The following is a 24,847-nucleotide window of genomic DNA, read 5'->3' as shown; positions in this document are numbered from 1 at the left end:
AAAAGGTCGCCAGTGTAGCGAATTCAGTCCGTCAGCGCGCTCCAGTCGAACGGCTGCACAAAGGTTGGAACTTCTTCGGCCTCCATCGGGTGCGCAATCAGGAAACCTTGCGCGTACTCGCAACCATTGGCTTGCAGCCACTCATATTGCGCGACGGTTTCCACCCCTTCGGCAATCACCAGCATTCCGTATTGTTTGCACAGGTCGATCACATTGCGCACCAGCGCAGCGTCCCGTGAGGATTCAGGTAACCGGGAGATCACATGGCGGTCGAACTTGAGCGTGTCCAGCTCCAGGTCGCGCAAATGGGACAGCGAGCACGGCCCGGAACCGAAGTCATCCAGCGCCACGCGCACGCCCAGGTTGTGCAGCAGACGCAGCTGTTTGCGGGTTTCCTCGGGGTTGTGCATCAAGGCTTCTTCAGTGACCTCGACTTCCAGATGACGCGCCTGCAAGCCATGACGCTCCAGCACCTGACGCAACTCGGTGGCCAGGTTGGGCATGCCGAACTGCGTGCCGCTCAAACTGACGCCCAGCACCAGGTCTTCGGCAAACAGGGTTTCCCAGGCTTTGCGTTGCCCGGCGCCCTGGTGGTAAATCCAGCTGCTCAGTCGGCTGATCAACCGCGCTTCTTCCAGCAACGGTAAAAACAGCCCGGGCGGTACGTCGCCGACACTCGGGTGCTGCCAGCGCAACAGCGCTTCGAACCCGCGAACCTGCCCACCGTCGATGGCCACCTGCGGCTGGTACACCAGATTGAAATCACGGTTTTCAATGGCGGTGCGCACACTTTCTTCGAGCATCAGCCGTGAGCGCGCCCGGCCATTCATTTCATGGTCATAGAAGCGATACTGCTGACGGCCGGCACGCTTGGCCTCGTACATGGCGATGTCCGAGGCCTGCAGCAAACCATCGAGATTCGCACCGCAGTCCGGGTACGTAGCAATGCCGATGCTGGCGCCCAGCGCGATATCCAGACCATCGATCTGCTGACAGATCGACACCCGCTCGATGAGCTTCTCGGCAATCTTTGCCGCTTGCTCGGGGAACTCCAGGTCGAGCAGCGCCGTGAACTCATCGCCGCCCATGCGCGCCAGAATGTCGAACGGTCGCAAGCACGCCTTCAACTGTTCGGAGACCCACCGCAACACCCGGTCGCCGGCATCGTGGCCGAGGGAGTCGTTGACCCGTTTGAAACCGTCGAGGTCGAGGTACATCAACACCCACGCACTGTCGGAGCGCTCGCCGCGCAGCAGCAGGTTTTCCACCGTCTGATAAAAGCCCCGGCGATTGAGCAGCCCGGTCAACGGGTCGGTCACCGCCTGGAATTCCAGTTGCTGATGCAGGTGGCGCACCACCGACATGTCCAGCACCGTCACCACCATTGCATGTTGTTCGGTAGGCAGTGGCGCGCAAGACAGCGCCACAGGCACCTGCTGGCCCGGGGCCGTACGCAGCAACGCGTCATGCAGGCGCAAGGTTTCGCCGCGCTTGTAACCGGCGAGCAACTCGGAATCGGCCCAGACCGGGATATGCGGCTTTTGCAGGTAATCCAGAAATTCCTTGCCCTGCAAGTCTTGCACTGTGGCACTGAGCAGCCGCGACATCGCCGGGTTGGCAAAGCGAATCAAACCGTCCTCGCCGACCACCAGGATGCCTTCGGCGGCGTTGTCCAGCACCGAGGCATTAAAGGCGCGCGCGACCTCCAGATCGTGGCTCAGGCGCTGCAACGCCCGGCGATTGCGCTGATGCTCGAGCAATGCCTGGACTTTGGGCTTGAGAATTTGCGGATCGAACGGCTTGAACAGGTAATCCACCGCACCGCTGGCGTAGCCCTTGATCACGGCGTCCTGGGACTGTTCATTGGCGGTCAGGAAAATGATCGGCGTGAGGCGGGTGCGCTGGCTACCCCGCATCAGGCGCGCGACTTCAAAACCGTCCATACCCGGCATCTGCACATCCAGCAGCACCAGGTCGATATCGTGTTCGAGCAGAAGACTCAGGGCTTCAACACCGGACGCAGCCGTCATGACCCGCCAATCCTGGCACTGCAGCAATGCGCGCATGCTGATCAGGTTTTCAGGGTAATCATCAACGATTAATAGGGTTGAGCTGCCTTCGGTTGGCGTGGGTTGCGCGCATTCCATGCTGCTTCTCTTGATGGGGGCGTCAGGCCGGTTTCTCGTGAAAACCGAACAAATAACAAGCCTTCACTCTAGACCGGGATTAGATATCAGTACGCCATCATTTAACTAATGAGTACATTTGCCGACTAACGGTCACCTCTACAGGCCTCTAAAAACGGGAGTGATGGCCTTTTAAAAGGATTTTGACGTCATCCATTTGTCAGACAGACGTTAACAAAATAGCCTTCAACGCTTATAAAGACCGCCTCCAAGGCACGTGCTAGAGCTTCTGGTACGTCCGTGCCGCAAAAATCCGTGGAAGCTTTTGCCTATGATCGATCTCGCATCCTGGAACCTCAGTGTTCCCGTCGGCAACCCGCCGTACACCGTTGAAACAGCCAAACTGGTGAATGGCTTCAAGGATCAATACTTCCATTCCGACACCGGCACGCTGTTTTTCTGGGCCCCGGTGACCGGCACGAAAACTGAAAACGCGAAATATCCGCGCACCGAACTGCGGGAAACCTACAGCAACGGCACCCTGAAAAACTGGTACTACCCGGACGCCGACAACTTCCTGCGCGCCACCCTGGCGGTGAACCAGGTGCCGAGCTCGGGCAAAATCGTCATCGGCCAGATCCACGCCTATGAAAGCCAGAAGCCCATGGTGAAGGTCGAGTATCAATACAAGACCAGTACCAAGACGGGCAACATCGTCGCCAAGGTGCGCATGCACCCTGATGATGGCGAAGGGCGGGTGATCACCATCGCTACCGGCGTGAAACTGGATCAGGAGTTTTCCTACCTCATCCACCTCAGCCCTGGTGGCGCGCTGGGTATCAGTGCGGCGGGTTATCAGTGGGACACCAACATCAGTGCCACGTGGCGCGTTAAGCCGCTGTACTTCAAGGCCGGGGTTTATGTGCAGGACAACACCGGGTACACCAGTGAAGGCGGGAAAGTGACGTTCAGCAAGCTGGATATTGATCACGACAAGTAAACGGCAAAAGATCGCAGCCTGCGGCAGCTCCTACATTGGTCAGATGCAAGTCCTGTAGGAGCTGCCGAAGGCTGCGATCTTTTGATCTTGCGCCCACAAAAAACCCGCATTTCTGCGGGTTTTTTGTGCAACTCAAACTCTGAAGGCTTAGTTCACCTTAGCGTTCAACTCACCCTTCAGATAACGCTGATACATCGCTTCCAGAGAGATCGCCTTGATCTTCGAAGCATTACCGGCAGTACCGAAAGCTTCATAACGAGCGATACACACGTCGCGCATCGCCGTCACGGTCGCGCCGAAGAATTTACGTGGGTCGAACTCACTCGGGTTGGTAGCCATCAGACGACGCATAGCACCGGTGGACGCCAAACGCAGGTCGGTGTCGATGTTGACCTTGCGCACGCCGTGCTTGATGCCTTCGACGATTTCTTCAACCGGTACGCCGTAGGTTTCTTTGATGTCGCCGCCGTACTGGTTGATGATCGCCAGCCACTCTTGCGGAACCGAAGACGAACCGTGCATCACCAGGTGGGTGTTCGGGATGCGTTTGTGGATTTCCTTGATGCGGTCGATGGCCAGCACGTCGCCGGTAGGCGGCTTGGTGAACTTGTACGCGCCGTGGCTGGTGCCGATGGCGATGGCCAGGGCGTCGACCTGGGTGCGTTTGACGAAGTCAGCGGCTTCTTCCGGGTCGGTCAGCATCTGGCTGTGGTCCAGAACGCCTTCGGCGCCGATACCGTCTTCTTCACCGGCCATGCCGGTTTCCAGCGAACCCAGGCAGCCCAGCTCGCCTTCTACCGAAACGCCGCAAGCGTGAGCCAGGGCTACGGTTTGTTGGGTAACGCGGACGTTGTAGTCGTAGTCGGTCGGGGTCTTGCCGTCTTCGCCCAGGGAACCGTCCATCATCACCGAGCTGAAGCCCAGTTGAATGGAGCGCTGGCAGACGTCAGGGCTGGTGCCGTGGTCCTGGTGCATGCACACCGGGATGTGCGGGAATTCTTCGATTGCCGCGAGGATCAGGTGACGCAGGAACGGCGCGCCGGCGTATTTGCGAGCACCGGCCGAAGCCTGGACGATCACCGGGGAGTCAGTCTTGTCAGCGGCTTCCATGATGGCGCGCATCTGCTCAAGGTTGTTGACGTTGAAGGCTGGAACGCCGTAGCCGAACTCGGCTGCGTGGTCCAGCATCTGGCGCATGCTGATAAGTGCCATTGTGTGTGTCTCTCCCGGTTTGGGTCGTTAATCGTGCCAGCCTGCCGGAGCGGCGGCGGCTATTCAAGTTTTTGCAGATCGGGGGTAAAGCCCGCCCTGCGAATTTGGTAATGCATCAGTCCTGAAAACACCGGCCCCTGTAGGAGCGAGCCTGCTCGCGATGGTGGCCCAGACAACGCGGGCATTCAGGCACCCAGCGTTATCGTTAACGATCATCGCGAGCAGGCTCGCTCCTACAGGTGACAGCCGCGGCCGATCAAATCGTTGGTGGCGACCCAGTACACCAGGCCTTCCTCACCTTTTACGTGAAACGCCAACATGTCGTTGCTGTACAGCGAACCTTCCGCGCCCGGCTCAAGCTTCAGGCGGTAGACCTGATCGGCCCCGCCGAGGCGCACGTCGACGGCCTTGCGGCTGTCGTCAGTGTAGCGCCAGAGCACTTTGGCCTGGCTGTCGCAGGTCCAGGTGGTCCAGGTGTCCGTCGATTCGGCAGGCTTGAACAGGTTGAAATTCGAGCAACCTGCCAGCAGTGCCAGCGCCGTAATGGCGATAAAACCTTTCATCCGTGTTCCTCGGCTGACAGCGCACGCCGCCAGCCCTGAGTAAGGAGTCAGACCCGTCAAGGGCAACCATGTTCCTTGGCGGGTGTCTGTGTTTCGTATTTGTCCAGACCATCAGGCCCGGAACGCTTGTTGATCACCGGGTTGGTTTCCGCTTGCCAGTCAGCCTGGTAGCAGCCTTTTTCCACCGATTGTGGTGCGGGTTCCGGCTTGGCTTTCGGGTTACTCCCGCAAGCCGCCAGCGAACCCGCAACGATCAACAGCGCTAGCGCCTTGACCATCTGAACACTCCCTTTCCTGGTCAAATCAGCGACCTCAGGCCTTGGCCCGGCTTTCCAGGACTTCCACCGCCGGCAACACTTTGCCTTCGACGAATTCAAGGAACGCGCCGCCGCCGGTAGAAATGTAGGAGATCTGCTCGGCGACGCCGTACTTGTCGATGGCCGCCAGAGTGTCGCCGCCGCCCGCGATGGAGAACGCCGAGCTTTCCGCGATGGCCTGGGCCAACACTTTGGTGCCGTTACCGAACTGGTCGAATTCGAACACGCCCACCGGGCCGTTCCACAGGATGGTCTTGGACGACTTCAACAGCTCGGCGAAATTCGCCGCGGTCTGTGGGCCGATGTCCAGGATCATGTCGTCGGCGGCCACGTCGGCAATCAGCTTGACGGTTGCGGTGGCGCTTTCAGCGAATTCCTTGGCGACGACAACGTCGACCGGCAGCGGCACGCTGACTTTCGCGGCGATTTCGCGAGCGGTGTCCAGCAGGTCCGGTTCGTACAGGGACTTGCCGACTGGATGACCGGCAGCGGCCAGGAAGGTGTTGGCAATGCCGCCGCCGACGATCAGCTGGTTGCAGATCTGGCTCAGGCTGTTCAGCACGTCGAGCTTGGTCGAGACCTTGGAGCCGGCAACGATGGCCGCCATTGGTTGCGCCGGGGCGCCCAGGGCTTTGCCCAGTGCGTCCAGTTCAGCGGCCAGCAGCGGGCCAGCAGCGGCGACTTTGGCAAACTTGGCCACGCCATGGGTCGAACCCTCGGCGCGGTGAGCGGTGCCGAAGGCGTCCATCACGAATACGTCGCACAGGGCGGCGTACTGTTGGGCCAGTTCGTCAGCGTTCTTTTTCTCGCCTTTGTTGAAGCGTACGTTTTCGAACAGGACGATGTCGCCGGCCTTCACGTCAACGCCGCCCAGGTAATCGGCAACCAGCGGCACTTCGCGGCCCAGGGCCTTGCTTAGGTAGTCGGCGACAGGCTTGAGGCTGTTTTCAGCCGAGAACTCGCCTTCGGTCGGACGGCCAAGGTGCGAGCAGACCATCACGGCCGCGCCTTTTTCCAAGGCCAGCTTGATGGTCGGCAGCGAGGCCAGGATACGCGCATCGCTGGTGACAACACCGTCCTTGACTGGGACGTTGAGGTCTTCGCGGATCAGTACGCGCTTACCTTGCAGATCGAGGTCGGACATCTTCAACACGGTCATGGGTCGCAATTCCTGAATAGCTGTTCTTAGAGAGCAGGTTTTTTTGAAGTAGCTGATTGCAGATAGTGATCCGCAACGTCCAGCATTCGGTTGGCAAAACCCCATTCGTTGTCGAACCAGGCCAGGATGTTCACCAGCCGCGGGCCGGAAACTCGGGTCTGACTGGCATCGACGATCGCCGAATGTGGGTCATGGTTGAAATCACAGCTGGCGTGAGGCAACTCGGTGTAGGCCAGAAGGCCTTTGAGCGGGCCGCTGGTGGCAGCCTCGCGCAGAATCCGGTTGACCTCGGTGGCGTCGGTATCGCTCACGGTCTGCATCGTAATGTCGAGGCAAGACACGTTCACCGTCGGCACCCGCACGGCTTTGGCCTGAATTCGCCCGGCAAGTTCCGGCAACAGGCGTTCAATGCCGCGCGCCAGACCAGTGGACACCGGGATCACCGACTGAAACGCCGAACGGGTGCGGCGCAGGTCTTCGTGATGATAGGCGTCAATGACGGGCTGATCGTTCATCGCCGAGTGGATGGTGGTGATCGACACGTATTCCAGACCAATGGCCTGATCCAGCAGGCGCAACAACGGCACGCCGCAGTTGGTGGTGCAGGAGGCGTTGGACACCAGCAGTTCTTCGCCGGTCAGGCAATCCTGGTTCACGCCGTAGACGATGGTGGCGTCGACATCCGCCTCGCTGGCCATCGGCTGGGAAAACAGCACACGCGGGGCGCCGGCGTCGAGGAAGCGCTGGCCATCTTCGCGGGTGTGATAAGCGCCGGAGCACTCCAGCACCAGATCGACGCCGAGCGACGCCCAATCGATGCCTTCGGGGGTGGCACTGCGCAGGACCTTCACGCAGTCGCCATTAATATGCAGACAATCGCCGTCGACCTTCACCTCGCCGGGAAAACGCCCGTGCGTGGAGTCGAAGCGTGTCAGGTATTCGATGCTGGCCATGTCCGCCAGATCGTTGATCGCGACAATCTCAAACCCCGCTTTCTCGCCTCGCTCGAACAACGCACGCAAGACGCAACGACCAATCCGGCCGTAGCCGTTGAGTGCAACTTTGTAGGGACGCGGTTGAGGCATGGGGTTCTCGATAGACGCAGGCAGACGAATTCTCGTTAACAACACAAAACCACTGTAGGAGCTGCCGAGAGAAACGAGGCTGCGATCTTTTGATCTTGTTTTTGAAGATCAGGATCAAAAGATCGCAGCCTCGTTTCTCTCGGCAGCTCCTACAGGGATCGCGGTGGCCAGGGCCACCGCGTTGTGTTTTAGTCTTCCAGCAGCTCTTCAGCCTGACCCAGGATGTTTTCCAGGGTGAAGCCGAACTCTTCGAACAAGGCTGGCGCAGGCGCCGACTCGCCGTAGGTGGTCATGCCGATGACGCGACCTTCCAGGCCCACGTACTTGTACCAGTAGTCCGCGTGAGCGGCTTCGATGGCGATACGGGCGCTGACCTGCAACGGCAGAACCGATTGCTTGTAACCGGCGTCCTGGGCATCGAACACGCTGGTGCAAGGCATCGAAACAACGCGCACCTTGCGACCCTGCTCGGTCAGTTTGTCGTAAGCCTGAACCGCCAGGCCCACTTCCGAACCGGTGGAGATCAGGATCAGCTCAGGCTCGCCTGCGCAGTCCTTCAGCACGTAACCGCCACGGGAGATCTCTTCGATCTGAATCGCATTGCGGGTTTGGTGCTGCAGGTTCTGACGCGAGAAGATCAAGGCCGAAGGACCGTCGTTGCGCTCCAGGGCGAACTTCCAGGCCACTGCCGATTCAACGGCATCGGCTGGACGCCAGGTGTCGAGGTTCGGCGTGCTGCGCAGGCTGGTCAGTTGCTCGATCGGCTGGTGAGTCGGGCCGTCTTCGCCCAGACCGATAGAGTCGTGGGTGTAGACGAACAGCACGCGCTGCTTCATCAGCGAAGCCATGCGCACGGCATTACGGGCGTATTCCATGAACATCAGGAAGGTCGCGCCGTAAGGCACCAGACCGCCGTGCAGAGCCACGCCGTTCATGATCGCGCTCATGCCGAACTCGCGAACGCCGTAGTACACGTAGTTGCCGCTGGCGTCGTCGGCGGTGACACCTTTGCAACCTTTCCACAGGGTCAGGTTGGAACCGGCCAGGTCAGCGGAGCCGCCGAGGAATTCCGGCAGCATCGGGCCGTAGGCGTTCAGTGCGTTCTGGCTGGCTTTACGGCTGGCGATGGTTTCGCCCTTGGCCGCGACTTCAGCGATATAAGCAGAAGCTTTTTCAGCGAAGTCAGCCGGCAGTTCGCCGCTCAGACGACGGATCAGCTCGTTGGCCAGCTCAGGGAAAGCCGCGGAGTAAGCAGCGAAACGCTGATCCCACTCGGCTTCGACTGCGCGACCGGCTTCCTTGGCGTCCCACTCGGCATAGATGTTGGCCGGGATTTCGAACGGACCGTGGTTCCACTTCAACGCTTCACGGGTCAGAGCGATTTCCGCGTCACCCAATGGGGCACCGTGGCAGTCTTCTTTACCTTGCTTGTTCGGCGAACCGAAACCGATGGTGGTCTTGCAGCAGATCAGGGTCGGCTGCGCGCTTTTGCGTGCAGTGTCGATGGCGATCTTGATCTCTTCCGGGTCATGACCGTCGACGTTGCGGATCACTTGCCAGTTGTAGGCTTCGAAACGCTTTGGCGTGTCGTCTGTGAACCAGCCTTCGACTTCGCCGTCGATGGAGATGCCGTTGTCATCGTAGAAGGCGATCAGTTTGCCCAGACCCAAAGTACCGGCCAGAGAGCCAACTTCGTGGGAAATGCCTTCCATCATGCAGCCATCACCCAGGAACACGTAGGTGTGGTGATCGACAACGTTGTGGCCCGGACGGTTGAACTGCGCCGCCAGGACTTTTTCTGCCAAGGCGAAACCCACGGCGTTGGCCAGGCCCTGACCCAGTGGACCGGTAGTGGTTTCAACGCCTGGGGTGTAGCCGAGTTCCGGGTGACCCGGGGTGCGGCTGTGCAGCTGGCGGAAGTTTTTCAGGTCATCGATCGACAGGTCGTAGCCGGTCAGGTGCAGCAACGAGTAGATCAGCATCGAGCCGTGACCGTTGGACAGCACGAAGCGGTCACGGTCGGCGAACGATGGATTGCTCGGGTTGTGCTTCAGGTAGTCACGCCAAAGTACTTCGGCGATATCCGCCATACCCATAGGGGCACCGGGATGGCCGCTGTTGGCTTTTTGCACGGCATCCATGCTGAGGGCACGAATGGCGTTGGCACGCTCACGACGGCTGGGCATCGCTGTTCTCCTGCGGATATTGAATCGAGAGTGAATAAAACGAAACGGAAAAAAGGCGAGCATTTTCCCTCACCGACCCGCCTCGGGGCAATGACAGATAGTCATCTGAGGGCGTTTTTCCGGTGGATAAAGTCGCATTCGCCTGGTGAAACCTTTCCGCTGACGATTTGTAGAGTGACCCTTTCCCCTAGAAGTGCCATCTATCGAGCAATATCAAAACTTTTTGATATTGCTCTTGCAGGGATTTCTGACCATCACTAGACTGCTGGCACTATGAATTTACGCGTGCCTTCCATTCAACATGACGAGTGCGATGAGCTGGCGGCCCTGTGCAAGGCCGGCGGCGATCCTCTGCGGCTGAATGTATTGCGCGCGCTGGCCAACGATTCGTTCGGCGTACTGGAACTGGCGCAGATCTTCGGCATCGGCCAATCGGGCATGAGTCATCACCTCAAGGTGCTGGCCCAGGCCGACCTGGTGGCGACGCGTCGTGAAGGCAATGCGATTTTTTACCGTCGCGCCCTGCCCCACACCGATCTGTTGGGCGGCAAGTTGCACGCCGCGCTGCTCGAAGAAGTGGACAACCTGACCCTGCCGGCCGACGTGCGGTCGAGGATCGGTCAGGTACACGGGCAACGCGCGGCGGCCAGTCAGGATTTTTTCTCACGGGTGGCGGAGAAGTTTCGCGCCCAGCAAGACTTGATTGCCGGCCTGCCGCAGTACCGCGAAAGCGTGGTGGCCTTGCTCGACAAACTGAGCTTCAGTGAAGGGGCCACGGCCATTGAAGTCGGCCCTGGCGACGGCGCTTTTCTGCCGGAACTGGCGCGCCGCTTCACCCACGTCACGGCGCTGGACAACAGCACGGCGATGCTCGAACTGGCGCGCCAGGTCTGCGAACGTGAAACGCTGGCTAACGTCAGCCTGCAACTGGCCGATGCATTGAATGGTGTGAGCCTCAAGGCCGATTGCGTTGTACTGAACATGGTGCTGCACCACTTTGCCGCGCCGGCCGATGCGCTCAAGCACATGGCCAATTTGCTGCAACCGGGCGGTAGCCTGCTCGTGACAGAGTTATGTAGCCACAACCAGAGTTGGGCCAGGGAGGCCTGCGGTGATCTCTGGTTGGGGTTTGAACAGGACGATTTGGCCCGTTGGGCCACCGCTGCGGGACTCGTTCCCGGGGAAAGCCTCTATGTAGGCTTACGTAATGGTTTCCAGATTCAGGTCCGCCATTTTCAGCGACCGGCTGGCGACACTCACCATCGGTAAATTCAGGAAAAAATCGAGATGAGCGAATACTCCCTCTTCACCTCCGAGTCCGTGTCCGAAGGGCACCCGGACAAAATCGCCGACCAGATTTCCGATGCGGTGCTGGACGCCATCATTGCTGAAGACAAGTTCGCCCGTGTGGCGTGCGAGACGCTGGTGAAAACCGGCGTTGCAATCATCGCAGGTGAAGTCACCACGTCGGCCTGGGTCGACCTGGAAGACATCGTCCGTAACGTGATTCTCGACATCGGCTACAACAGCTCCAATGTCGGCTTCGACGGTGCGACCTGCGGCGTGATGAACATCATCGGCAAGCAGTCCCCAGACATCAACCAGGGTGTTGACCGCGCCAAGCCTGAAGATCAGGGCGCCGGCGACCAGGGCCTGATGTTCGGCTACGCCAGCAACGAAACCGACGTGCTGATGCCAGCGCCGATCACCTTCTCGCACCAACTGGTTCAGCGCCAGGCCGAAGCCCGTAAATCCGGTCTGCTGCCTTGGCTGCGCCCGGACGCCAAGTCGCAAGTGACTTGCCGTTACGAAGGCGGCAAGGTTGTCGGTATCGACGCCGTTGTACTGTCGACCCAGCACAACCCTGACGTGTCGTACAAAGACCTGCGCGAAGGCGTGATGGAGCTGATCGTCAAGCACGTACTGCCTGCCGACCTGCTGACCAAAGACACCCAGTTCCACATCAACCCGACCGGCCAGTTCATCATCGGTGGCCCGGTGGGTGACTGCGGTCTGACCGGTCGCAAGATCATCGTCGACAGCTACGGCGGCATGGCCCGTCACGGCGGCGGCGCGTTCTCCGGTAAGGATCCATCGAAGGTTGACCGTTCGGCCGCCTACGCCGGTCGTTACGTGGCCAAAAACATCGTCGCTGCCGGCCTGGCCGAGCGTTGCGAGATTCAGGTTTCCTACGCGATCGGTGTTGCTCAACCGACTTCGATCTCGTTGAACACCTTCGGCACCGGCAAAATCAGCGACGACAAAATCGTCAAACTGGTTCGCGAAGTGTTCGACCTGCGTCCATACGCAATCACCACCATGCTCGACCTGCTGCACCCGATGTACCAGGAAACCGCGGCGTACGGCCACTTCGGTCGCACTCCGGGCACCAAGACTGTGGGCGAAGACACCTTCACCACGTTCACCTGGGAAAAAACCGACCGCGCCGACGACCTGCGTCTGGCTGCCGGTCTGTAAGACTTCCCCAGCGGTACCAAAAGCCCTGCACGGTTCGCCGTGCGGGGCTTTTTATTGCCCGAAATTCAAAAGATCGCAGCCTTCGGCAGCTCCTACATCTATGGTTACCCCCTTTTCTGCAATACTGTTTTTGATACGTGTTTGGCTTGCTTTCATCTATCCGGCGTCTGAGTGGGGGGGTGTCCCCGCGCCTCGATGAGAATCGATGCCCAACGACCCTAATTAGTGGAACGGCCTTTCAGCCGTGTAGGAGCCCAGGGTTGTCGTCAGGCCGGTTGGCCGTTCACGTCATCAGTTATCCAGCATCGCAAAACCAGGTGGGTGGTGCTCGGGTGACAGCGGGGTCAGGCGTTCATCGCGGCTGGCCCCGCATCGAATTCAGTGTGGTGGGCTGCAATCGCCCAAGCGATTCGGGCCAGCTTGTTGGCCAACGCACAGACCACAAGGTTGGAGTGATGGCGGGACGCCAAGAGCTGGCGGACCCAGTCCGCCAAAGCGCCTTTTTGTCGATCCAGCTGTATCAAGTACACGCGGGCGCACTGGATGAGCAGGCGTCGCTGGTTTCGATCGCCACGTTTGCTGATACCCAGCAGCACGGTTTTGTCGCCCGTGGAATGTTGTTTGGGCACCAATCCGATGGAGGCCGCATAGCCGCGCCCGCATTTGAACTGCTTGCCATCACCGAGCTCGGCAGCCAGGGCGCTGGAGGTGATCGGGCCGACACACGGCATGGTCATCAAACGCGCCGCCAGATCATCTTCAGCGGCCTGGCATTCCACGTCTTTATCCAGCGCTTTGACCTGCCCATCCAGGTAATTGAAGTGCCCATGCAGCAGCATCAGATTTTTCTTGATGCGTTCAGAAAATGAACTCACCTCAAGCAACGCTGGAAGCTCTTTGATGGCTTTGAAGCCGGCGGCGAGACTGACGCCCACCTCCAGCAGGGCGGCGTGAATCCGATTGACGGTCGCCGTGCGGTCTTTAATGAACGACTCACGTAGCGAATTGGCCATGGCCAGCGCCTGCTGGGCTTGGGTTTTGGGTGGTACAAAACGCATCGTGGGCCGGGTCGCCGCCTCGCAGATCGCTTCGGCATCAGCGAAGTCGTTTTTGTTGCTTTTTACGTAAGGACGCACCAGATGAGGGGCAATGAGCTTGGGTGTATGCCCGAGCCTGGCGACCTCTTGCGCCATGAAGTGGGCGCCGCCACAGGCTTCCATCACGACGGTGCAGGGCGCGAGATTTGCGAGGTGCTGCGTGAGCGCCACCCGCGTAAATTTTTTACGGTAAAGCTCATGGCCGCGATCATCTTGCGCATGCAGGTGAAAGGTATGTTTTCCCAGGTCGATGGCGGCGATAGCTACGTTGTTCATGGCAATGATCTCCGATGAGCCCCCTGTGAAGGTTAGTGGGCGATCACAGGGGGCGGTGGGGGTAGCCATTTCATTAGGTGAGCGCCAAATCACTGTAGGAGCTGCCGAAGGCTGCGATCTTTTGACCTTCCTGTGTCGAAACACACCGAAAAACATCCTCGCTGCCGAAGCCAGAAAGCTGACTAACCTTGAAAGCATCCCCCCGAGCAAGGACGCTCACCATGCTTCTGCGCCTGTTTTCTGTTTTCTTCCTGACCTTGATCTACTCAATCTCAAACGCTGCAGATTGTCCCGACTGGCCACCCGCCCGCGCTCTCGACGAAATCACAGCCCTGCAAAAACAAATCGACATTTGGGACGACAGTTATCACCGCCGTGGCCGTTCATTGGTCGCCGACGAACTCTACGATCAGTCCCGTGCATGGCTGACCGAATGGCGTGAGTGTTTTGACTTGGGCCCGACGCCCGAGCCCCTGCGCACAGCCGGCGGCAAGATCGCCCACCCCATCGCCCACACAGGCCTGGAAAAACTGCGTGATGGCCGTGCGGTCGAAACCTGGCTGCGCGATCGCGAAGACATCTGGATTCAACCGAAAGTCGACGGCGTGGCCGTGACGCTGATCTATCGCAACGGTGTGCTGCACCAGGCAATCAGTCGCGGTGACGGTTTACATGGGCAGGACTGGACTGCCTCAGCACAACTTATCCCCGCCATCCCCCAGCAATTGTCACAACCGCGGGACTTGCTGGTTCAAGGCGAACTTTATTGGCGCCTGACCGATCATGTACAAGCCACAGCCGGCAGTCTCAATGCCCGGTCCATCGTGGCGGGTCTGATGGCCCGCAAGGAACTCCCCCCCGGACAAGCCGCCGGCATCGGGCTGTTTATCTGGGATTGGCCACAAGGCCCGGTTAGTTTGCCCGCTCGCAATGCCGCTCTGGATGAACTGGGTTTGCCAGGCACGGCGCCTTTCAGTCAGCCGGTCCAGACGTTTGCCGATGCCGAACGCTGGCGCGATCACTGGTATCGCTCGCCATTGCCCTTTGCCAGCGACGGTGTCGTTTTGCGCCAGAGCCAGCGCCCCTCGGCCGAACGCTGGCAGGCGAAAACGCCTTACTGGGCCGTCGCCTGGAAGTACCCTTTCGCCCAAGCGCTGGCCGAGGTGAAAAAAGTCGATTTCAAGGTCGGTCGTACCGGACGGATCACACCGGTGCTGGAACTGAAACCGGTGACGCTCGATGACCGGCAGATAAAACGCGTGAGCGTCAGCTCCCTGCGACGCTGGGAGGAACTGGATATCCGCCCCGGCGATCAGGTGTCCATCAGCCTAGCGGGGCTGACCATTCCCAGGCTCGACGGCGTCGTTCTTCGCGCCGCCGAACGCGCCGAATTAAACATACCGTTGGCAGCCGACTTTCATCCTCTGAGTTGCTGGCAGCCGACGTCAGGTTGCGAAAGCCAATTCCTCGCACGGCTGGCCTGGCTCAGTGGCAAGCAAGGGCTGGCCTTGCCTCATGTCGGTCCCGGCACTTGGGAGAAACTTCTCGTAACAGGCCGTCTGAACGGCCTGCTGGATTGGCTGACCCTCGATGCTCAAGAGCTTGCTAACATTGACGGCTTCGGCGAGCGCAGCACGACTCGTCTATTAAACAGTTTCAACAGCGCCCGCCAACGTCCTTTTGTTCGCTGGCTCAAAGCCCTGGGATTACCCCCGACCGGCCAGGCGCAGCTTGTCGATTCATGGCAGGCACTGGCACAACGAAACACCGAACAATGGCAGGCCGAAGCCGGCATCGGCCCGGGACGTGCGGCGCAATTGAGCGCATTCTTCCGCGACCCACAGGTCCTGGCCTTGAGTGACACATTACGCGCAGCGGGGATCGACGGTTTTTAGCAACCGCGATTGCTCGCCCGCCTGGGAACCCAAAGGTGCCGACGGGCTCAAACGCCCATCGCCACGATTGCACTTGCATATGGAGCTTTTATGAAATTTCTTTCGCCACTCGCCCTGCTGGCTTTTTGCGGTGTGATGGCCGCTCCGCTGATGGCCGCCGAAGAGGCCCCGGGCCTGACCGGTTGCGCCGCCAAGAAACAGGGCATCATCAACCAGATCGATCTGGCCAAGTCCCACGGCAACGCCGATCAGCAGGCGGGCCTGGAAACGGCCCTTAGCGAAGTCACCGCTCATTGCACTGACGCCTCGCTGAAAAAGGAACGGGAGAACAAGGTCCTCGATGCCAGGCATGAAGTCAGTCAGCGTCAGGCCGACCTGGACAAAGCCATGAAGAAAGGCGATCCCGAGAGGATCAACAAGCGCAAAGACAAACTCGCCGAGTCCCGCAAGGAATTGCAGGACGCACTGGATGAGCTGGATAAGTAATCCGCCGGATTAGCGAGCGAACTTTTGTGGCGAGGGAGCTTGCTCCCGTTCGGCGGCGAAGCCGTCGTAATCCGGATCGCAGAATACAGCTGACGAAACTCGGCTGAATGGTTTTAGGGCCGCTTCGCAGCCCAGCGGGAGCAAGCTCCCTCGCCACATTACAATTGCGCATCAAGGCTCGCCCAGTCCACATCCGAGAATCAATGATCCCGAAACTCTTTATGGCACGCACCGCAGGCATCTTCGACTTTCTGCACCGCCGGCCCGAGGTTACTGGCCTTGTAAGGCTGGACCTTGCTGGCAATCACCAGTTCACCGGTGGCGGCTTCAAGGGTGCGGGCCATGTCCTGAAAGCGTGCCTGCTGCTGCCAGACATCGTTCCTGGCGCTGCTGTGATCTTCTTCGCGCACTGGCGGGAAATGTTTCCACGGCTCATGGGACAGTGCATCGAGCTTCACCGCGCCGTCAGCGAACTTCGGACCGTCGAATGGAATGCGGCCGCGCAACATGCCGCCCAGGTCTTCGCCGGTCTTGAGCATTTGCTTGAAGATCGCCTTGCGCTGACCCAGCGGCGAATTCGGATCGACACCGCCGCACGCGGACAAGGTCAGGCAGGCCAGCAATACAACAGAAAGTCTTTTAAATGTCATGGTGGCTTCAGGTCACGGGAAACGGCGGCCAGTATCCTCGCGTCACCGACAAAGACCAATAGCCCTATTATCAATACGGGTTGTTCGAGCGCAGGGAGCACTCAGGCAACCGGCAAAGGAATTACTCCATGAACAGCCGTTTCAAGGCCTGGCGTCATCGCCTCGCCTGGACCCTCCCGATAGTGGCCGTGCTCGCAGGCTGCACCGGTGGTGGTGACAACAACAAACCGAAAACCCACGCACTGGCGACATATTCCAGCGCCACCTGGGAAGCACTGCCGGCAGTGTCCGATAACGATCTGGTCGCCGGTTTCGGCTCGTGGCGCAGCGCCTGCACCCGACTCAAGGCCGATCCGGTCTGGGGCTCGACCTGCGCCGCTGCCGCCAAGGTGCCGCAAACCGCCAACGACATTCGCGGCTTCCTCAAACAGAACCTCGACGTCTACGGACTGCGTGCCGCCAACGACAACCCCAACGGGTTGATCACCGGTTACTACGAACCGGTCTACCCCGGCAGCCTGACCCAGACCGCCGTGGCGAACATCCCGGTGTATGGCGTGCCCGAGGACATGATCATCGTCTCCCTGGACAGCATTTACCCGGAGCTCAAAGGCAAACGCCTGCGCGGACGACTCGAAGGTCGCGTGCTCAAGCCTTACGACGATGCGGCAACGATTGAAACCAAAGGGGTCAAGGCGCCGGTGGTCGCGTGGCTGACCGACCCGATGAATCTGCAATTCCTGCAAATCCAGGGCTCCGGTCGCATCCAGCTCAATGACGGCCGCCAATTGCGTATCGCCTATGCCGACCAGAATGGCCATCCCTATCGACCGATCGGCCGCTGGCTGGTGGAACAAGGCGAGCTGAAAAAAGACGACGTGACCATGGGTGCGATCAGCAACTGGGCCAAGGCCAATCCGACGCGCATCCCGGAACTGCTCGGCAGCAACCCCAGCTATGTGTTCTTCACTCGCAACCCGGACAGCAACGAAGGCCCTCGCGGCTCGCTGAATGTTCCATTGACCGCAGGTTATAGCGCCGCAGTGGACCGCAAAGTGATTCCACTGGGCAGTCTGATGTGGTTATCCACAACGCGGCCCGACGGCACGGCGCTGGTTCGCCCGGTGGCAGCCCAGGACACCGGCGGCGCGATTGCCGGTGAAGTTCGGGCGGATCTGTTCTGGGGCACCGGGGAAGCGGCCGGGCAATTAGCCGGAGACATGAAACAGCAGGGGCAGATCTGGATGTTATGGCCCAAAGGCGCGGCGCTGCCGCAAGTGCCGCAGGTGGCCGACAAGCTCTAAAGTCAAAAGATCGCAGGCTTCGCCAGCTCCTACATTGACCAGGCTCGCCGCTAAATCGCGGATGAGCATTGATCCTTGTAGGAGCTGGCGCAGCCTGCGATTTTTTGCTCTTAAACAGAAACCACAAAGAAACTGACAATCAACCCCAGCCCCACAAACCACACCAACGACCGCAAAATATGCCAGTCCGCCAGGTAGCAAATGATGTACAGCAACCGGCTGGTGATAAACAAAACCGACAGCACATTGATGGTCACCAGCTCGGCGTTGCCGGCCAGATGCGCCACGATCACCGCCGCAGCGAACGCCGGGGTGATTTCAAAACTGTTCAGTTGCGCCGCATGCGCGCGCCTGCCCAAACCTTCCAGCGAATCGAGAAAGTCCCGGGGATCATGGTTGTCTTTCAGCCTGTAACCGCCACTGATCTTGGCCACGCCCGTGCACAGGTAAGGCAGGAAAATCGCGATCAAAATGCACCACAGAGCAACCGTCATAAAGTCATCCCTTCTTCAAGTTTCATGCGTCGAACTATCGTCGACAGTGAGCCAGTCAAAACTTCATCACTAACATACCGATCAATACCAGCCCACAGGCCAGGAGCCGTGGCCGGCCGAAAGGTTCTTTCAGGTAGCGCATGCCAAACAGCACCACCAGAATCACGCTGATCTCGCGCAAGGCCGCCGCTTCGGCAATCGAACCCAGTTGCATCGCCCACAGCACCAGAGCGTAGCTGAACAACACGCAAAACCCGACCGCCAATCCCAGCCGCCACTGTTCACGCCAGAACAGCATGAACGCCGGTCGCTTGCGCACCTGTGCCAGTAACGGAAACGGCCAGGCGCTGAGCAACGTCACCCAGACCAGGTAATCCAGCGGATGCGACCAGCGCCGCAACGCCTGGCCGTCGATAAAGGTGTAGCAGCCGATGCACAGACCGATCAGCGCCACCACCGGCAGCATCGACCACGGCAAACGTGCGCCGCCACCGCCCTGCCACAGCAGGCACAGCATGCCGAACGGGATCAGCAGGATTCCGAAGATCTGCTGATGGGTCAGCACTTCTCCGGCAAAGATCAGCGTCAGTGCCAGCACCACCAACGGCGACAGTCCCCGCATCAATGGATAGACCAGCCCCAGATCACCGACCCGATAGGCCTGAATCAGCAAATAGCGATAGAGCAACTCGAACGCCGCCGACGCCAGGATCCATGGCCAGATTTCAATCGGCGGCAACGTCACGAAAGGCAGCATCAGGGCGACAAACAACATCGCCACGGTGTCCATGCAGGCTACGACCAACAACCGTTCCGCGCTGAATTTAATCAGGGTATTCCACGCTGCATGCAACAGCGCCGCCACCAACACCAAAGCCGTCGCAAGCACGGCACACTCCTTTTGTCGTCCCCGCAATCTCCTGTAGGAGCGAGCTTGCTCGCGATGAACGTCAACGAAAACGCGTGCCTGCTGCTTGATCGCGTTGCCCTGACGTTTTTCGCGAGCAAGCTCGCTCCTACAGGATCCGGGGAGAGAATTGATTCGCCTTATGTCAGCGGCTGTTTATACTGCAAGCGACCACGCCGCACTCAGTTGCGCTCAGACTAATTCCAATAATTTCTGCCCCGGCCCGCTTTCGTCGAGAACGGCCTTCGGTATGCGTATGCCTGATCAGAGCGTCAAGACTACCGACAGAGACCTTGCGCATGCCACTCGCTTTGCTTGCCCTCGCTGTTGCCGCGTTCGGCATCGGCACCACTGAATTCGTCATCATGGGCTTGCTGCCCGATGTCGCTCGCGACCTCGCCGTGAGCATTCCCCACGCAGGCCTGCTGATCACCGGCTACGCCCTGGGCGTGGTGTTCGGTGCGCCGATCCTCGCGGTCGGCACCGCCAATATGCCGCGCAAAGCCACGCTGCTGGGCATGACGCTGATGTTTATCCTCGGCAACATCCTCTGCGCCCTGGCACCGAACTACGCCACGCTGATGGCCGCGCGCGTGATTACTGCGTTGTGCCACGGCGCGTTTTTCGGCATTGGTTCGGTGGTCGCTGCCGGTCTGGTGGCACCAAACAAACGGGCCCAAGCGATTGCCATGATGTTCACCGGGCTCACGCTGGCCAATGTGCTGGGTGTGCCGCTGGGCACCGCGCTCGGGCAATACGCCGGTTGGCGCTCGACGTTCTGGGCGGTGTCGGTGATCGGCGTGATTGCCGCCATCGCGCAATGGGTCTGGTTGCCGAAGGACATCGCCATGGACAAGGCCAACCTGGCCAGCGAGTTCAAAGTGCTGGGCAAGGTCAATGTGCTGCTGGCCCTGGGCATGAGCGTATTGGCATCGACCAGTCTGTTCAGCGTGTTCACCTACATCGCGCCGATCCTGCAGGACATCACCGGCGTCAGCCCCCATGGCGTGACCATCATGTTGCTGTTGTTTGGTGGGGGACTGACGGCGGGCAGCATGCTGGGTGGCCGTTTGGCTGACAGTCGTTTGCTGCCTTCGCTGGTGGGCATGGCGTTGGCGGTGGTGGTCGTATTGGCTGCGTTTACTCAGACCAGCCATTCGGTGATTCCGGCGGCGATCACGCTGGTGCTGTGGGGGATTTTTGCCTTCGCGCTGTGTCCGATTTTGCAGCTGCTAATCATCGATCAGGCCCATGAAGCGCCGAACCTTGGTTCGACGTTGAATCAGAGTGCATTCAATCTGGGCAACGCAGCCGGAGCCTGGATCGGTGGGCTGGTGGTTGCCAGCGGCGCGGATCTGGCGGACTTGCCGTGGACGGGTGCCTTGGTCAGTGGCTTTACGGTGCTGACAGCGCTGTTTTTTATCTATCTGCAACGGCGTGGTGCCGATGCGGTCAATGTGTCGGGCTAACAATGCAGGTCATGAAACCATCGGACAGACCCCGTCAGGAAATCGACCGTGAACCTCGAGGCATTCAGGACGCACTCTGTATGAATATTCCTCAGAGCACTTGACCCGCCCTCCAATAGCCGCCTGCAAGACCCGAACCAGAGCCTTTCAACTCACGGCCAAACGCTGCACCAATCGACTTCGCGGTTGTGTTCCCAATTGATACACAGTGCTCTCGCAAGCCCTCGACTCTCCTACAGTGTCGCTTCACCAACCGCTCTCAAAGGAAGAGGCACTCATGTTCAGTATCTCCAACACCTCAGTGTCCGTATGCAGTGCGTCGACGCTCCCGAAAAGTAACGCTCAAGGCACATCGTCAGTTCCGATAGACACTGACGGGGGTGATTTCACAAGGGGTGGTATGCGCACCGGGCAAGACAATTACGAAATACTGGCGCATTCATTGACCGATCGTAAGCTGTCGATCCACCGTTATGAAAACGGCGTTGTCGAAGTGACGCTCAATCGCCCCGACATCAAATGCCTGGTACTCAGCGGCGGTGGGGCTAAGGGACTCGCCTACCCCGGAGCGGTGAAAGCGCTGGAAGATCGTGGTTATCTGGGAAAGCTCGATACGGTCAACGGCTCATCGGCAGGTGCCCTTGTTGCGGTTCCGATCGCGTTCGGCGCGACGCATAAACAAGTCAACGGGTTTTCGGACAATGTCAACGTTGTCGAGAAGCTCAACAGTAAAAAAGAACGCGTGAAACAGGTACAGCAATTCTTTTCCACCGTGGGCAAAGGCTTCGCAAAGATTCCAGGGTCAACGGGCGCCGCCGTACAACTGCTGTGTGACCTGCTGCCTCGCCTCCAATCCGAAGCCGAACCAATGAGAGAGCTGATCAACGAAAACATCGTTGAGGCGCTCCACGCGCTCCTCAACAAGGCCATTAACGACAATCGAAAGCTCTCGCCGGAGACCATCGAATGTTTAACACAGATAATGATACACAATGAATTTGTGACCTTTGGTCATCGGCAAACACTAAGCAAGGACTTTCCTGAAATCAAGCAATTGAACATCACCGCCACGATCATGATCGAGGGTCGACCCCAGCTGATGGTATTCGGTGACGAGACGCCTGAAATGTGCGTGGCTACCGCGGCTCTTATATCAGCCTCATTGCCCGTCGTCTTTCAAAAGCCATCGGTACAGAATCTGGGCTTTCAGACTACAGGAGAACGGACGAATGCTCAGGACGGCGGCATTATGTCCAATACGCATTTCAAAGAGCCTGCACGCCAACGTAGCCCAATTACCAACGAAGAACAGTTGATCCTCAAGTTCGAGAGCGGCAATGGCGACAAAAAGAAAGATCGTGGAACGCTGACCTCGGTGATGGCAGACAAGTTTATCGGCGCGCCCTACTCGGCCCGGCACGCACAAGAAGCGGCAGACCTCAAACGCTTTGAAAAGTACACGGTCATCATTCCTTTGAAGACCGAGAAGGAAGACCATACAACGTTGTTAAAAGGAACCCTAAATTTCAACATGTCGCTAGAGGAAAGAGACCAGTTGCAGAAGGGACTGGAAGACAACATAAACGACCACTTGAATCATCACAAAACAGACCGCGAAACGCACATATTCAATGATACTAGGGCCGCAGTTCTGGCCTTCAATGATGAACTGTTCAAAGCTGCCGCGTCTGAACTGAGTAACGATCCAGAGGCTAAGCCAGTCATCGAGTTCCGCCAACAAGCTGAACTCGCGCTGACGGAATTACAGGAAGCGTTGACTGCAGCAAAAAACACGGCGCCGGATAGGCTGGAACTTACCCGTGACATGAGACTGGCCATTGATAGCCTGGATCGGCTCGGCGACACACCGGAAAAAATCGATTGGCTGGCGGAAAAGCTCAATTATGGAGACGTCCCGGATTTAATGGAGCTACTACAAGCCGTCAAACGCATGGATGCCGAGGCACCAGGACCAAAGTCTGCTGTCATGACCAAAGCAATCGAGGAAATGGGTATCCGCGACATCATCACCAGGATCGAACACTTCATTCGTGAGGTGATCTATACCTCTAAGATGCGTTATGGCCAGCCTGACCGGAACGTCGATCTGTTCATACGGGTAGAGAATGGCTTCCGAGAGGCCGTACAGGAATTCACGACCTCTGAAAAAGCCTCTCGATTAGACGATTTCCGCAAGAGATACAACGAACTAGTCAACCTGATTCCCGATAATTACATAGCGCGCAACTCCCTAGTCTCGGGCTATGTCAGCTCGACGACAGTCACCCAAGCCAAGGCATGGCTGATCCCTGAAAAATAACCGCACGGCGCCGAGCAGGCCGAGCGAGCTGATGCCTCGCCGGCCTCATTGCCTGGCGTCCTCGTCAGCGGTCGGCCTGGCTTCGTTTCCCTTGTCTTTAGGCGCACCTGATTCACTGCGAATCTGCGCATGGCTGATCAACGCAAAAATAAAGCTGCCGCCGATGATGTTGCCCACCAGCGTCGGACCGGCGAACACCAGCCAGAAATCCTTCCACGGCAGTTCCCCGGCAAAGACCAGATACGAAACCTCGACCGAGCCGACCACGATGTGGGTGAAATCCCCCAGCGCCATGAAGTAGGTGATGAGGATGATGATCCACATCCTGGCGCTCTCCATGGACGGGATCATCCAGACCATGGTGGCGATCATCCAGCCCGAGACGATGCCTTTGGCGAACATCTGGCTGGCATCGTTTTCCATGACCTTGCGGCCGATGTCGAGGAAGGCAAGGTCGGTCTTGCTGTCGAAAATCGGCAGATGCAGCATCACATACGCCACCAGCAAGGTGCCGCAGAGGTTGCCCACCAATACCACCGACCACAACCGCAGTAACCGGCCGAAGTTACCCAGTGTGGGCTTGCTCATGATCGGCAGCACGGCCGTCAGGGTGTTTTCGGTGAACAGTTGCTGACGGGCGAGGATCACCGCGAGAAAACCGGCGCAGTAGCCGAAACTGGCGATGACCTTGAAGCCTTCGGCGTCCGGCAGACGGGAATTGAGCAACCCCATGGCCATCAGCGAAAGGCCCATGGTCAGGCCAGCGGCCAACGCCGACCACCACAATGCGGCGACGCTGCGTTCAAGCTCCTGATCGCCCTGGGTACGGATGATTTCGTGCAGCACCGCCGCGCGTGGAGGTTGGTTCTTTTCGACCTCATGCTGTTCTTTCGCCGAGAGGTCCGGGGTCTTGCCGTCTTTTTGCGTGTCCATTGAAGCTCCTGAACCTGTGGCGTGTCATGTAGGTACGACACGTGGGGTTCGGGAGCGTTCTGTAGGAGCTGCCGGAGGCTGCGATCTTTTGATCTTGATTTTCAGCGCTCGGTAAGAACGCCGGGGGCAAGATCAAGAGATCGCAGCCTTCGGCAGCTCCTACGCGCTCGCATTACTCGCGGACGCCATCATCCTGGAACTGGTCTTTGACGTACTTGATCTCGGTCCGGCCATGCGGTGCGGGCAGGCCGTCTTCACCGAGGTTGACGAAGACCATCTTCTCCACCGTCAGAATGCTTTTGCGGGTGATCTTGTTACGCACTTCGCAGGTCAGGGTGATCGACGTACGGCCGAACTCGGTGGCGGTGATGCCCAGTTCGATGATGTCGCCCTGGCGCGAGGCGCTGACGAAGTTGATTTCGGAAATGTACTTGGTGACCACGCGCTGATTGCCCAACTGGACGATGGCATAGATCGCCGCTTCTTCGTCGATCCAGCGCAACAGGCTGCCGCCGAACAGCGTGCCGTTGGGGTTGAGGTCTTCGGGTTTTACCCATTTGCGGGTATGGAAATTCATATTCACTCCTGAGCGTCTTGCCGAATGATGGGCGGCATCATGGCAGAGCCCGGACTAGAGCTCTATTGAGCATCGACTATGGTCTCGATTACCGTTCGGACATTGACCTGCAGAAAGGCTTTGGAAGATCAGCATAGCCCGCTATAATCCCACCCGTTTCAAAACGGTAACGTTCTATTGATACCGTTTTCCCGCCACCTGTCCGAGGGGCGCTGCAGCAGGTTCGACCTGTCAGGCTCGGATGGGGCGTTGCCTGGCCACGGCCAGACACTAAACGCACAACGGCGCCCATTCGCATACATTACGAATGGAG

21 protein-coding genes and 1 riboswitch are annotated in these 24,847 nt (G+C 58.9%); of the genes, 8 read left to right on the top strand and 13 right to left on the bottom strand.

All coding sequences use genetic code 11. The features are described 5' to 3' along the window. Window positions 1–23 precede the first annotated feature (23 nt). Window positions 24–2,147: a putative bifunctional diguanylate cyclase/phosphodiesterase gene (locus ACYZTL_RS17620; RefSeq protein WP_461952860.1), complete on the bottom strand. Its 2,124-nt coding sequence runs from the start codon at window positions 2,145–2,147 to the stop codon at window positions 24–26. Window positions 2,148–2,457: 310 nt separating this feature from the next. Between ACYZTL_RS17620 and ACYZTL_RS17615 the strand changes: the two genes are divergently transcribed. Next, the gene (locus tag ACYZTL_RS17615) at window positions 2,458–3,126 is read left to right on the top strand and encodes a polysaccharide lyase family 7 protein (RefSeq protein WP_461952859.1); all 669 of its coding nucleotides are present in this window, start codon (window positions 2,458–2,460) and stop codon (window positions 3,124–3,126) included. 147 nt (window positions 3,127–3,273) lie between these two features. On the opposite strand, the gene fba is transcribed toward ACYZTL_RS17615, so the two are convergent. The 6 genes from fba to tkt form a co-directional block, all read right to left on the bottom strand. Further along, window positions 3,274–4,338, bottom strand: a complete 1,065-nt coding sequence (fba, locus tag ACYZTL_RS17610) for a class II fructose-bisphosphate aldolase (RefSeq protein WP_461952858.1) — start codon at window positions 4,336–4,338, stop codon at window positions 3,274–3,276. Window positions 4,339–4,571: 233 nt separating this feature from the next. Further along, on the bottom strand, window positions 4,572–4,901 hold the full coding sequence (locus tag ACYZTL_RS17605; RefSeq protein WP_461952857.1) for an MliC family protein: 330 nt from the start codon (window positions 4,899–4,901) through the stop codon (window positions 4,572–4,574). 56 nt (window positions 4,902–4,957) lie between these two features. After that, window positions 4,958–5,179, bottom strand: a complete 222-nt coding sequence (locus ACYZTL_RS17600; protein WP_461952856.1) for a hypothetical protein — start codon at window positions 5,177–5,179, stop codon at window positions 4,958–4,960. A gap of 34 nt (window positions 5,180–5,213) precedes the next feature. Beyond that, entirely contained in the window at window positions 5,214–6,377 is a 1,164-nt protein-coding gene (locus ACYZTL_RS17595) for a phosphoglycerate kinase (RefSeq protein ID WP_123434681.1), read from the bottom strand. 26 nt (window positions 6,378–6,403) lie between these two features. Continuing rightward, window positions 6,404–7,462 (bottom strand): erythrose-4-phosphate dehydrogenase, encoded by a 1,059-nt coding sequence (gene epd / locus ACYZTL_RS17590; RefSeq protein WP_461952855.1) that lies wholly within the window; start codon window positions 7,460–7,462, stop codon window positions 6,404–6,406. A gap of 188 nt (window positions 7,463–7,650) precedes the next feature. Beyond that, the gene (gene tkt, locus ACYZTL_RS17585) at window positions 7,651–9,648 is read right to left on the bottom strand and encodes a transketolase (protein ID WP_461952854.1); all 1,998 of its coding nucleotides are present in this window, start codon (window positions 9,646–9,648) and stop codon (window positions 7,651–7,653) included. A gap of 273 nt (window positions 9,649–9,921) precedes the next feature. On the opposite strand from tkt, the gene ACYZTL_RS17580 reads away from it, so the two are divergent. Together ACYZTL_RS17580 and metK are read left to right on the top strand one after the other, a co-directional pair. Beyond that, window positions 9,922–10,917, top strand: a complete 996-nt coding sequence (locus tag ACYZTL_RS17580) for an ArsR/SmtB family transcription factor (protein ID WP_461952853.1) — start codon at window positions 9,922–9,924, stop codon at window positions 10,915–10,917. An 18-nt stretch (window positions 10,918–10,935) separates the two neighbouring features. Further along, window positions 10,936–12,126 carry a methionine adenosyltransferase gene (metK, locus tag ACYZTL_RS17575; RefSeq protein WP_461952852.1) on the top strand — a complete coding sequence of 397 codons (1,191 nt, stop codon included), beginning with the start codon at window positions 10,936–10,938 and terminating at the stop codon, window positions 12,124–12,126. A gap of 344 nt (window positions 12,127–12,470) precedes the next feature. Here metK and ACYZTL_RS17570 read toward each other — a convergent pair whose 3' ends face one another. Beyond that, complete coding sequence (locus ACYZTL_RS17570; protein ID WP_461950982.1) at window positions 12,471–13,499, bottom strand: IS110 family RNA-guided transposase; 1,029 nt, start codon at window positions 13,497–13,499, stop codon at window positions 12,471–12,473. A gap of 221 nt (window positions 13,500–13,720) precedes the next feature. On the opposite strand from ACYZTL_RS17570, the gene ligB reads away from it, so the two are divergent. Then, entirely contained in the window at window positions 13,721–15,394 is a 1,674-nt protein-coding gene (gene ligB, locus ACYZTL_RS17565; RefSeq protein WP_461952851.1) for an NAD-dependent DNA ligase LigB, read from the top strand. A gap of 90 nt (window positions 15,395–15,484) precedes the next feature. Beyond that, window positions 15,485–15,880 carry a DUF1090 domain-containing protein gene (locus ACYZTL_RS17560; RefSeq protein ID WP_461952850.1) on the top strand — a complete coding sequence of 132 codons (396 nt, stop codon included), beginning with the start codon at window positions 15,485–15,487 and terminating at the stop codon, window positions 15,878–15,880. A gap of 200 nt (window positions 15,881–16,080) precedes the next feature. Here ACYZTL_RS17560 and ACYZTL_RS17555 read toward each other — a convergent pair whose 3' ends face one another. Further along, window positions 16,081–16,530, bottom strand: a complete 450-nt coding sequence (locus ACYZTL_RS17555) for a c-type cytochrome (protein ID WP_461952849.1) — start codon at window positions 16,528–16,530, stop codon at window positions 16,081–16,083. Window positions 16,531–16,658: 128 nt separating this feature from the next. On the opposite strand from ACYZTL_RS17555, the gene mltA reads away from it, so the two are divergent. Next, entirely contained in the window at window positions 16,659–17,834 is a 1,176-nt protein-coding gene (gene mltA, locus ACYZTL_RS17550) for a murein transglycosylase A (RefSeq protein WP_461952848.1), read from the top strand. Between the two features lie 110 nt (window positions 17,835–17,944). On the opposite strand, the gene ACYZTL_RS17545 is transcribed toward mltA, so the two are convergent. Together ACYZTL_RS17545 and ACYZTL_RS17540 are read right to left on the bottom strand one after the other, a co-directional pair. Then, the gene (locus ACYZTL_RS17545) at window positions 17,945–18,328 is read right to left on the bottom strand and encodes an MAPEG family protein (protein ID WP_461952847.1); all 384 of its coding nucleotides are present in this window, start codon (window positions 18,326–18,328) and stop codon (window positions 17,945–17,947) included. 55 nt (window positions 18,329–18,383) lie between these two features. Further along, window positions 18,384–19,217: an EamA family transporter gene (locus ACYZTL_RS17540; protein ID WP_461952846.1), complete on the bottom strand. Its 834-nt coding sequence runs from the start codon at window positions 19,215–19,217 to the stop codon at window positions 18,384–18,386. Window positions 19,218–19,534: 317 nt separating this feature from the next. Between ACYZTL_RS17540 and ACYZTL_RS17535 the strand changes: the two genes are divergently transcribed. Both ACYZTL_RS17535 and ACYZTL_RS17530 read left to right on the top strand, forming a co-directional pair. Then, entirely contained in the window at window positions 19,535–20,704 is a 1,170-nt protein-coding gene (locus ACYZTL_RS17535; protein ID WP_461952845.1) for an MFS transporter, read from the top strand. Window positions 20,705–21,104: 400 nt separating this feature from the next. Further along, window positions 21,105–23,024 carry a patatin-like phospholipase family protein gene (locus ACYZTL_RS17530; protein ID WP_461952844.1) on the top strand — a complete coding sequence of 640 codons (1,920 nt, stop codon included), beginning with the start codon at window positions 21,105–21,107 and terminating at the stop codon, window positions 23,022–23,024. A gap of 45 nt (window positions 23,025–23,069) precedes the next feature. Here the strand turns inward: ACYZTL_RS17530 and ACYZTL_RS17525 are convergent, their stop codons facing one another. Both ACYZTL_RS17525 and ACYZTL_RS17520 read right to left on the bottom strand, forming a co-directional pair. Further along, the gene (locus ACYZTL_RS17525) at window positions 23,070–23,957 is read right to left on the bottom strand and encodes a formate/nitrite transporter family protein (protein ID WP_461952843.1); all 888 of its coding nucleotides are present in this window, start codon (window positions 23,955–23,957) and stop codon (window positions 23,070–23,072) included. Window positions 23,958–24,129: 172 nt separating this feature from the next. Continuing rightward, a complete protein-coding gene (locus ACYZTL_RS17520; RefSeq protein ID WP_461952842.1) occupies window positions 24,130–24,534 on the bottom strand; it encodes an acyl-CoA thioesterase in 405 nt (134 codons plus the stop codon). 198 nt (window positions 24,535–24,732) lie between these two features. Then, window positions 24,733–24,831, top strand: a riboswitch (S-adenosyl-L-homocysteine riboswitch). The last annotated feature ends 16 nt before the right edge of the window (window positions 24,832–24,847 follow it).

The sequence above is a fragment of the Pseudomonas sp. LB3P81 genome, assembly GCF_054897965.1.
This window is presented reverse-complemented; position numbering and strand designations above follow the sequence as displayed.

What these genes read in the sequence shown, in the direction of transcription:
- ACYZTL_RS17620 (WP_461952860.1), bottom strand. Translation starts at nt 2,147, where the DNA reads ATGGAATGCGCGCAACCCACGCCAACCGAAGGCAGCTCAACCCTATTA.
- ACYZTL_RS17520 (WP_461952842.1), bottom strand. Translation starts at nt 24,534, where the DNA reads ATGAATTTCCATACCCGCAAATGGGTAAAACCCGAAGACCTCAACCCC.
- ACYZTL_RS17605 (WP_461952857.1), bottom strand. Translation starts at nt 4,901, where the DNA reads ATGAAAGGTTTTATCGCCATTACGGCGCTGGCACTGCTGGCAGGTTGC.
- ACYZTL_RS17560 (WP_461952850.1), top strand. Translation starts at nt 15,485, where the DNA reads ATGAAATTTCTTTCGCCACTCGCCCTGCTGGCTTTTTGCGGTGTGATG.
- ACYZTL_RS17555 (WP_461952849.1), bottom strand. Translation starts at nt 16,530, where the DNA reads ATGACATTTAAAAGACTTTCTGTTGTATTGCTGGCCTGCCTGACCTTG.
- mltA (WP_461952848.1), top strand. Translation starts at nt 16,659, where the DNA reads ATGAACAGCCGTTTCAAGGCCTGGCGTCATCGCCTCGCCTGGACCCTC.
- tkt (WP_461952854.1), bottom strand. Translation starts at nt 9,648, where the DNA reads ATGCCCAGCCGTCGTGAGCGTGCCAACGCCATTCGTGCCCTCAGCATG.
- ACYZTL_RS17530 (WP_461952844.1), top strand. Translation starts at nt 21,105, where the DNA reads ATGCGCACCGGGCAAGACAATTACGAAATACTGGCGCATTCATTGACC.
- ACYZTL_RS17600 (WP_461952856.1), bottom strand. Translation starts at nt 5,179, where the DNA reads ATGGTCAAGGCGCTAGCGCTGTTGATCGTTGCGGGTTCGCTGGCGGCT.
- ACYZTL_RS17615 (WP_461952859.1), top strand. Translation starts at nt 2,458, where the DNA reads ATGATCGATCTCGCATCCTGGAACCTCAGTGTTCCCGTCGGCAACCCG.
- ligB (WP_461952851.1), top strand. Translation starts at nt 13,721, where the DNA reads ATGCTTCTGCGCCTGTTTTCTGTTTTCTTCCTGACCTTGATCTACTCA.
- ACYZTL_RS17535 (WP_461952845.1), top strand. Translation starts at nt 19,535, where the DNA reads ATGCCACTCGCTTTGCTTGCCCTCGCTGTTGCCGCGTTCGGCATCGGC.
- ACYZTL_RS17570 (WP_461950982.1), bottom strand. Translation starts at nt 13,499, where the DNA reads ATGAACAACGTAGCTATCGCCGCCATCGACCTGGGAAAACATACCTTT.
- epd (WP_461952855.1), bottom strand. Translation starts at nt 7,462, where the DNA reads ATGCCTCAACCGCGTCCCTACAAAGTTGCACTCAACGGCTACGGCCGG.
- ACYZTL_RS17525 (WP_461952843.1), bottom strand. Translation starts at nt 23,957, where the DNA reads ATGGACACGCAAAAAGACGGCAAGACCCCGGACCTCTCGGCGAAAGAA.
- fba (WP_461952858.1), bottom strand. Translation starts at nt 4,338, where the DNA reads ATGGCACTTATCAGCATGCGCCAGATGCTGGACCACGCAGCCGAGTTC.
- ACYZTL_RS17545 (WP_461952847.1), bottom strand. Translation starts at nt 18,328, where the DNA reads ATGACGGTTGCTCTGTGGTGCATTTTGATCGCGATTTTCCTGCCTTAC.
- metK (WP_461952852.1), top strand. Translation starts at nt 10,936, where the DNA reads ATGAGCGAATACTCCCTCTTCACCTCCGAGTCCGTGTCCGAAGGGCAC.
- ACYZTL_RS17580 (WP_461952853.1), top strand. Translation starts at nt 9,922, where the DNA reads ATGAATTTACGCGTGCCTTCCATTCAACATGACGAGTGCGATGAGCTG.
- ACYZTL_RS17595 (WP_123434681.1), bottom strand. Translation starts at nt 6,377, where the DNA reads ATGACCGTGTTGAAGATGTCCGACCTCGATCTGCAAGGTAAGCGCGTA.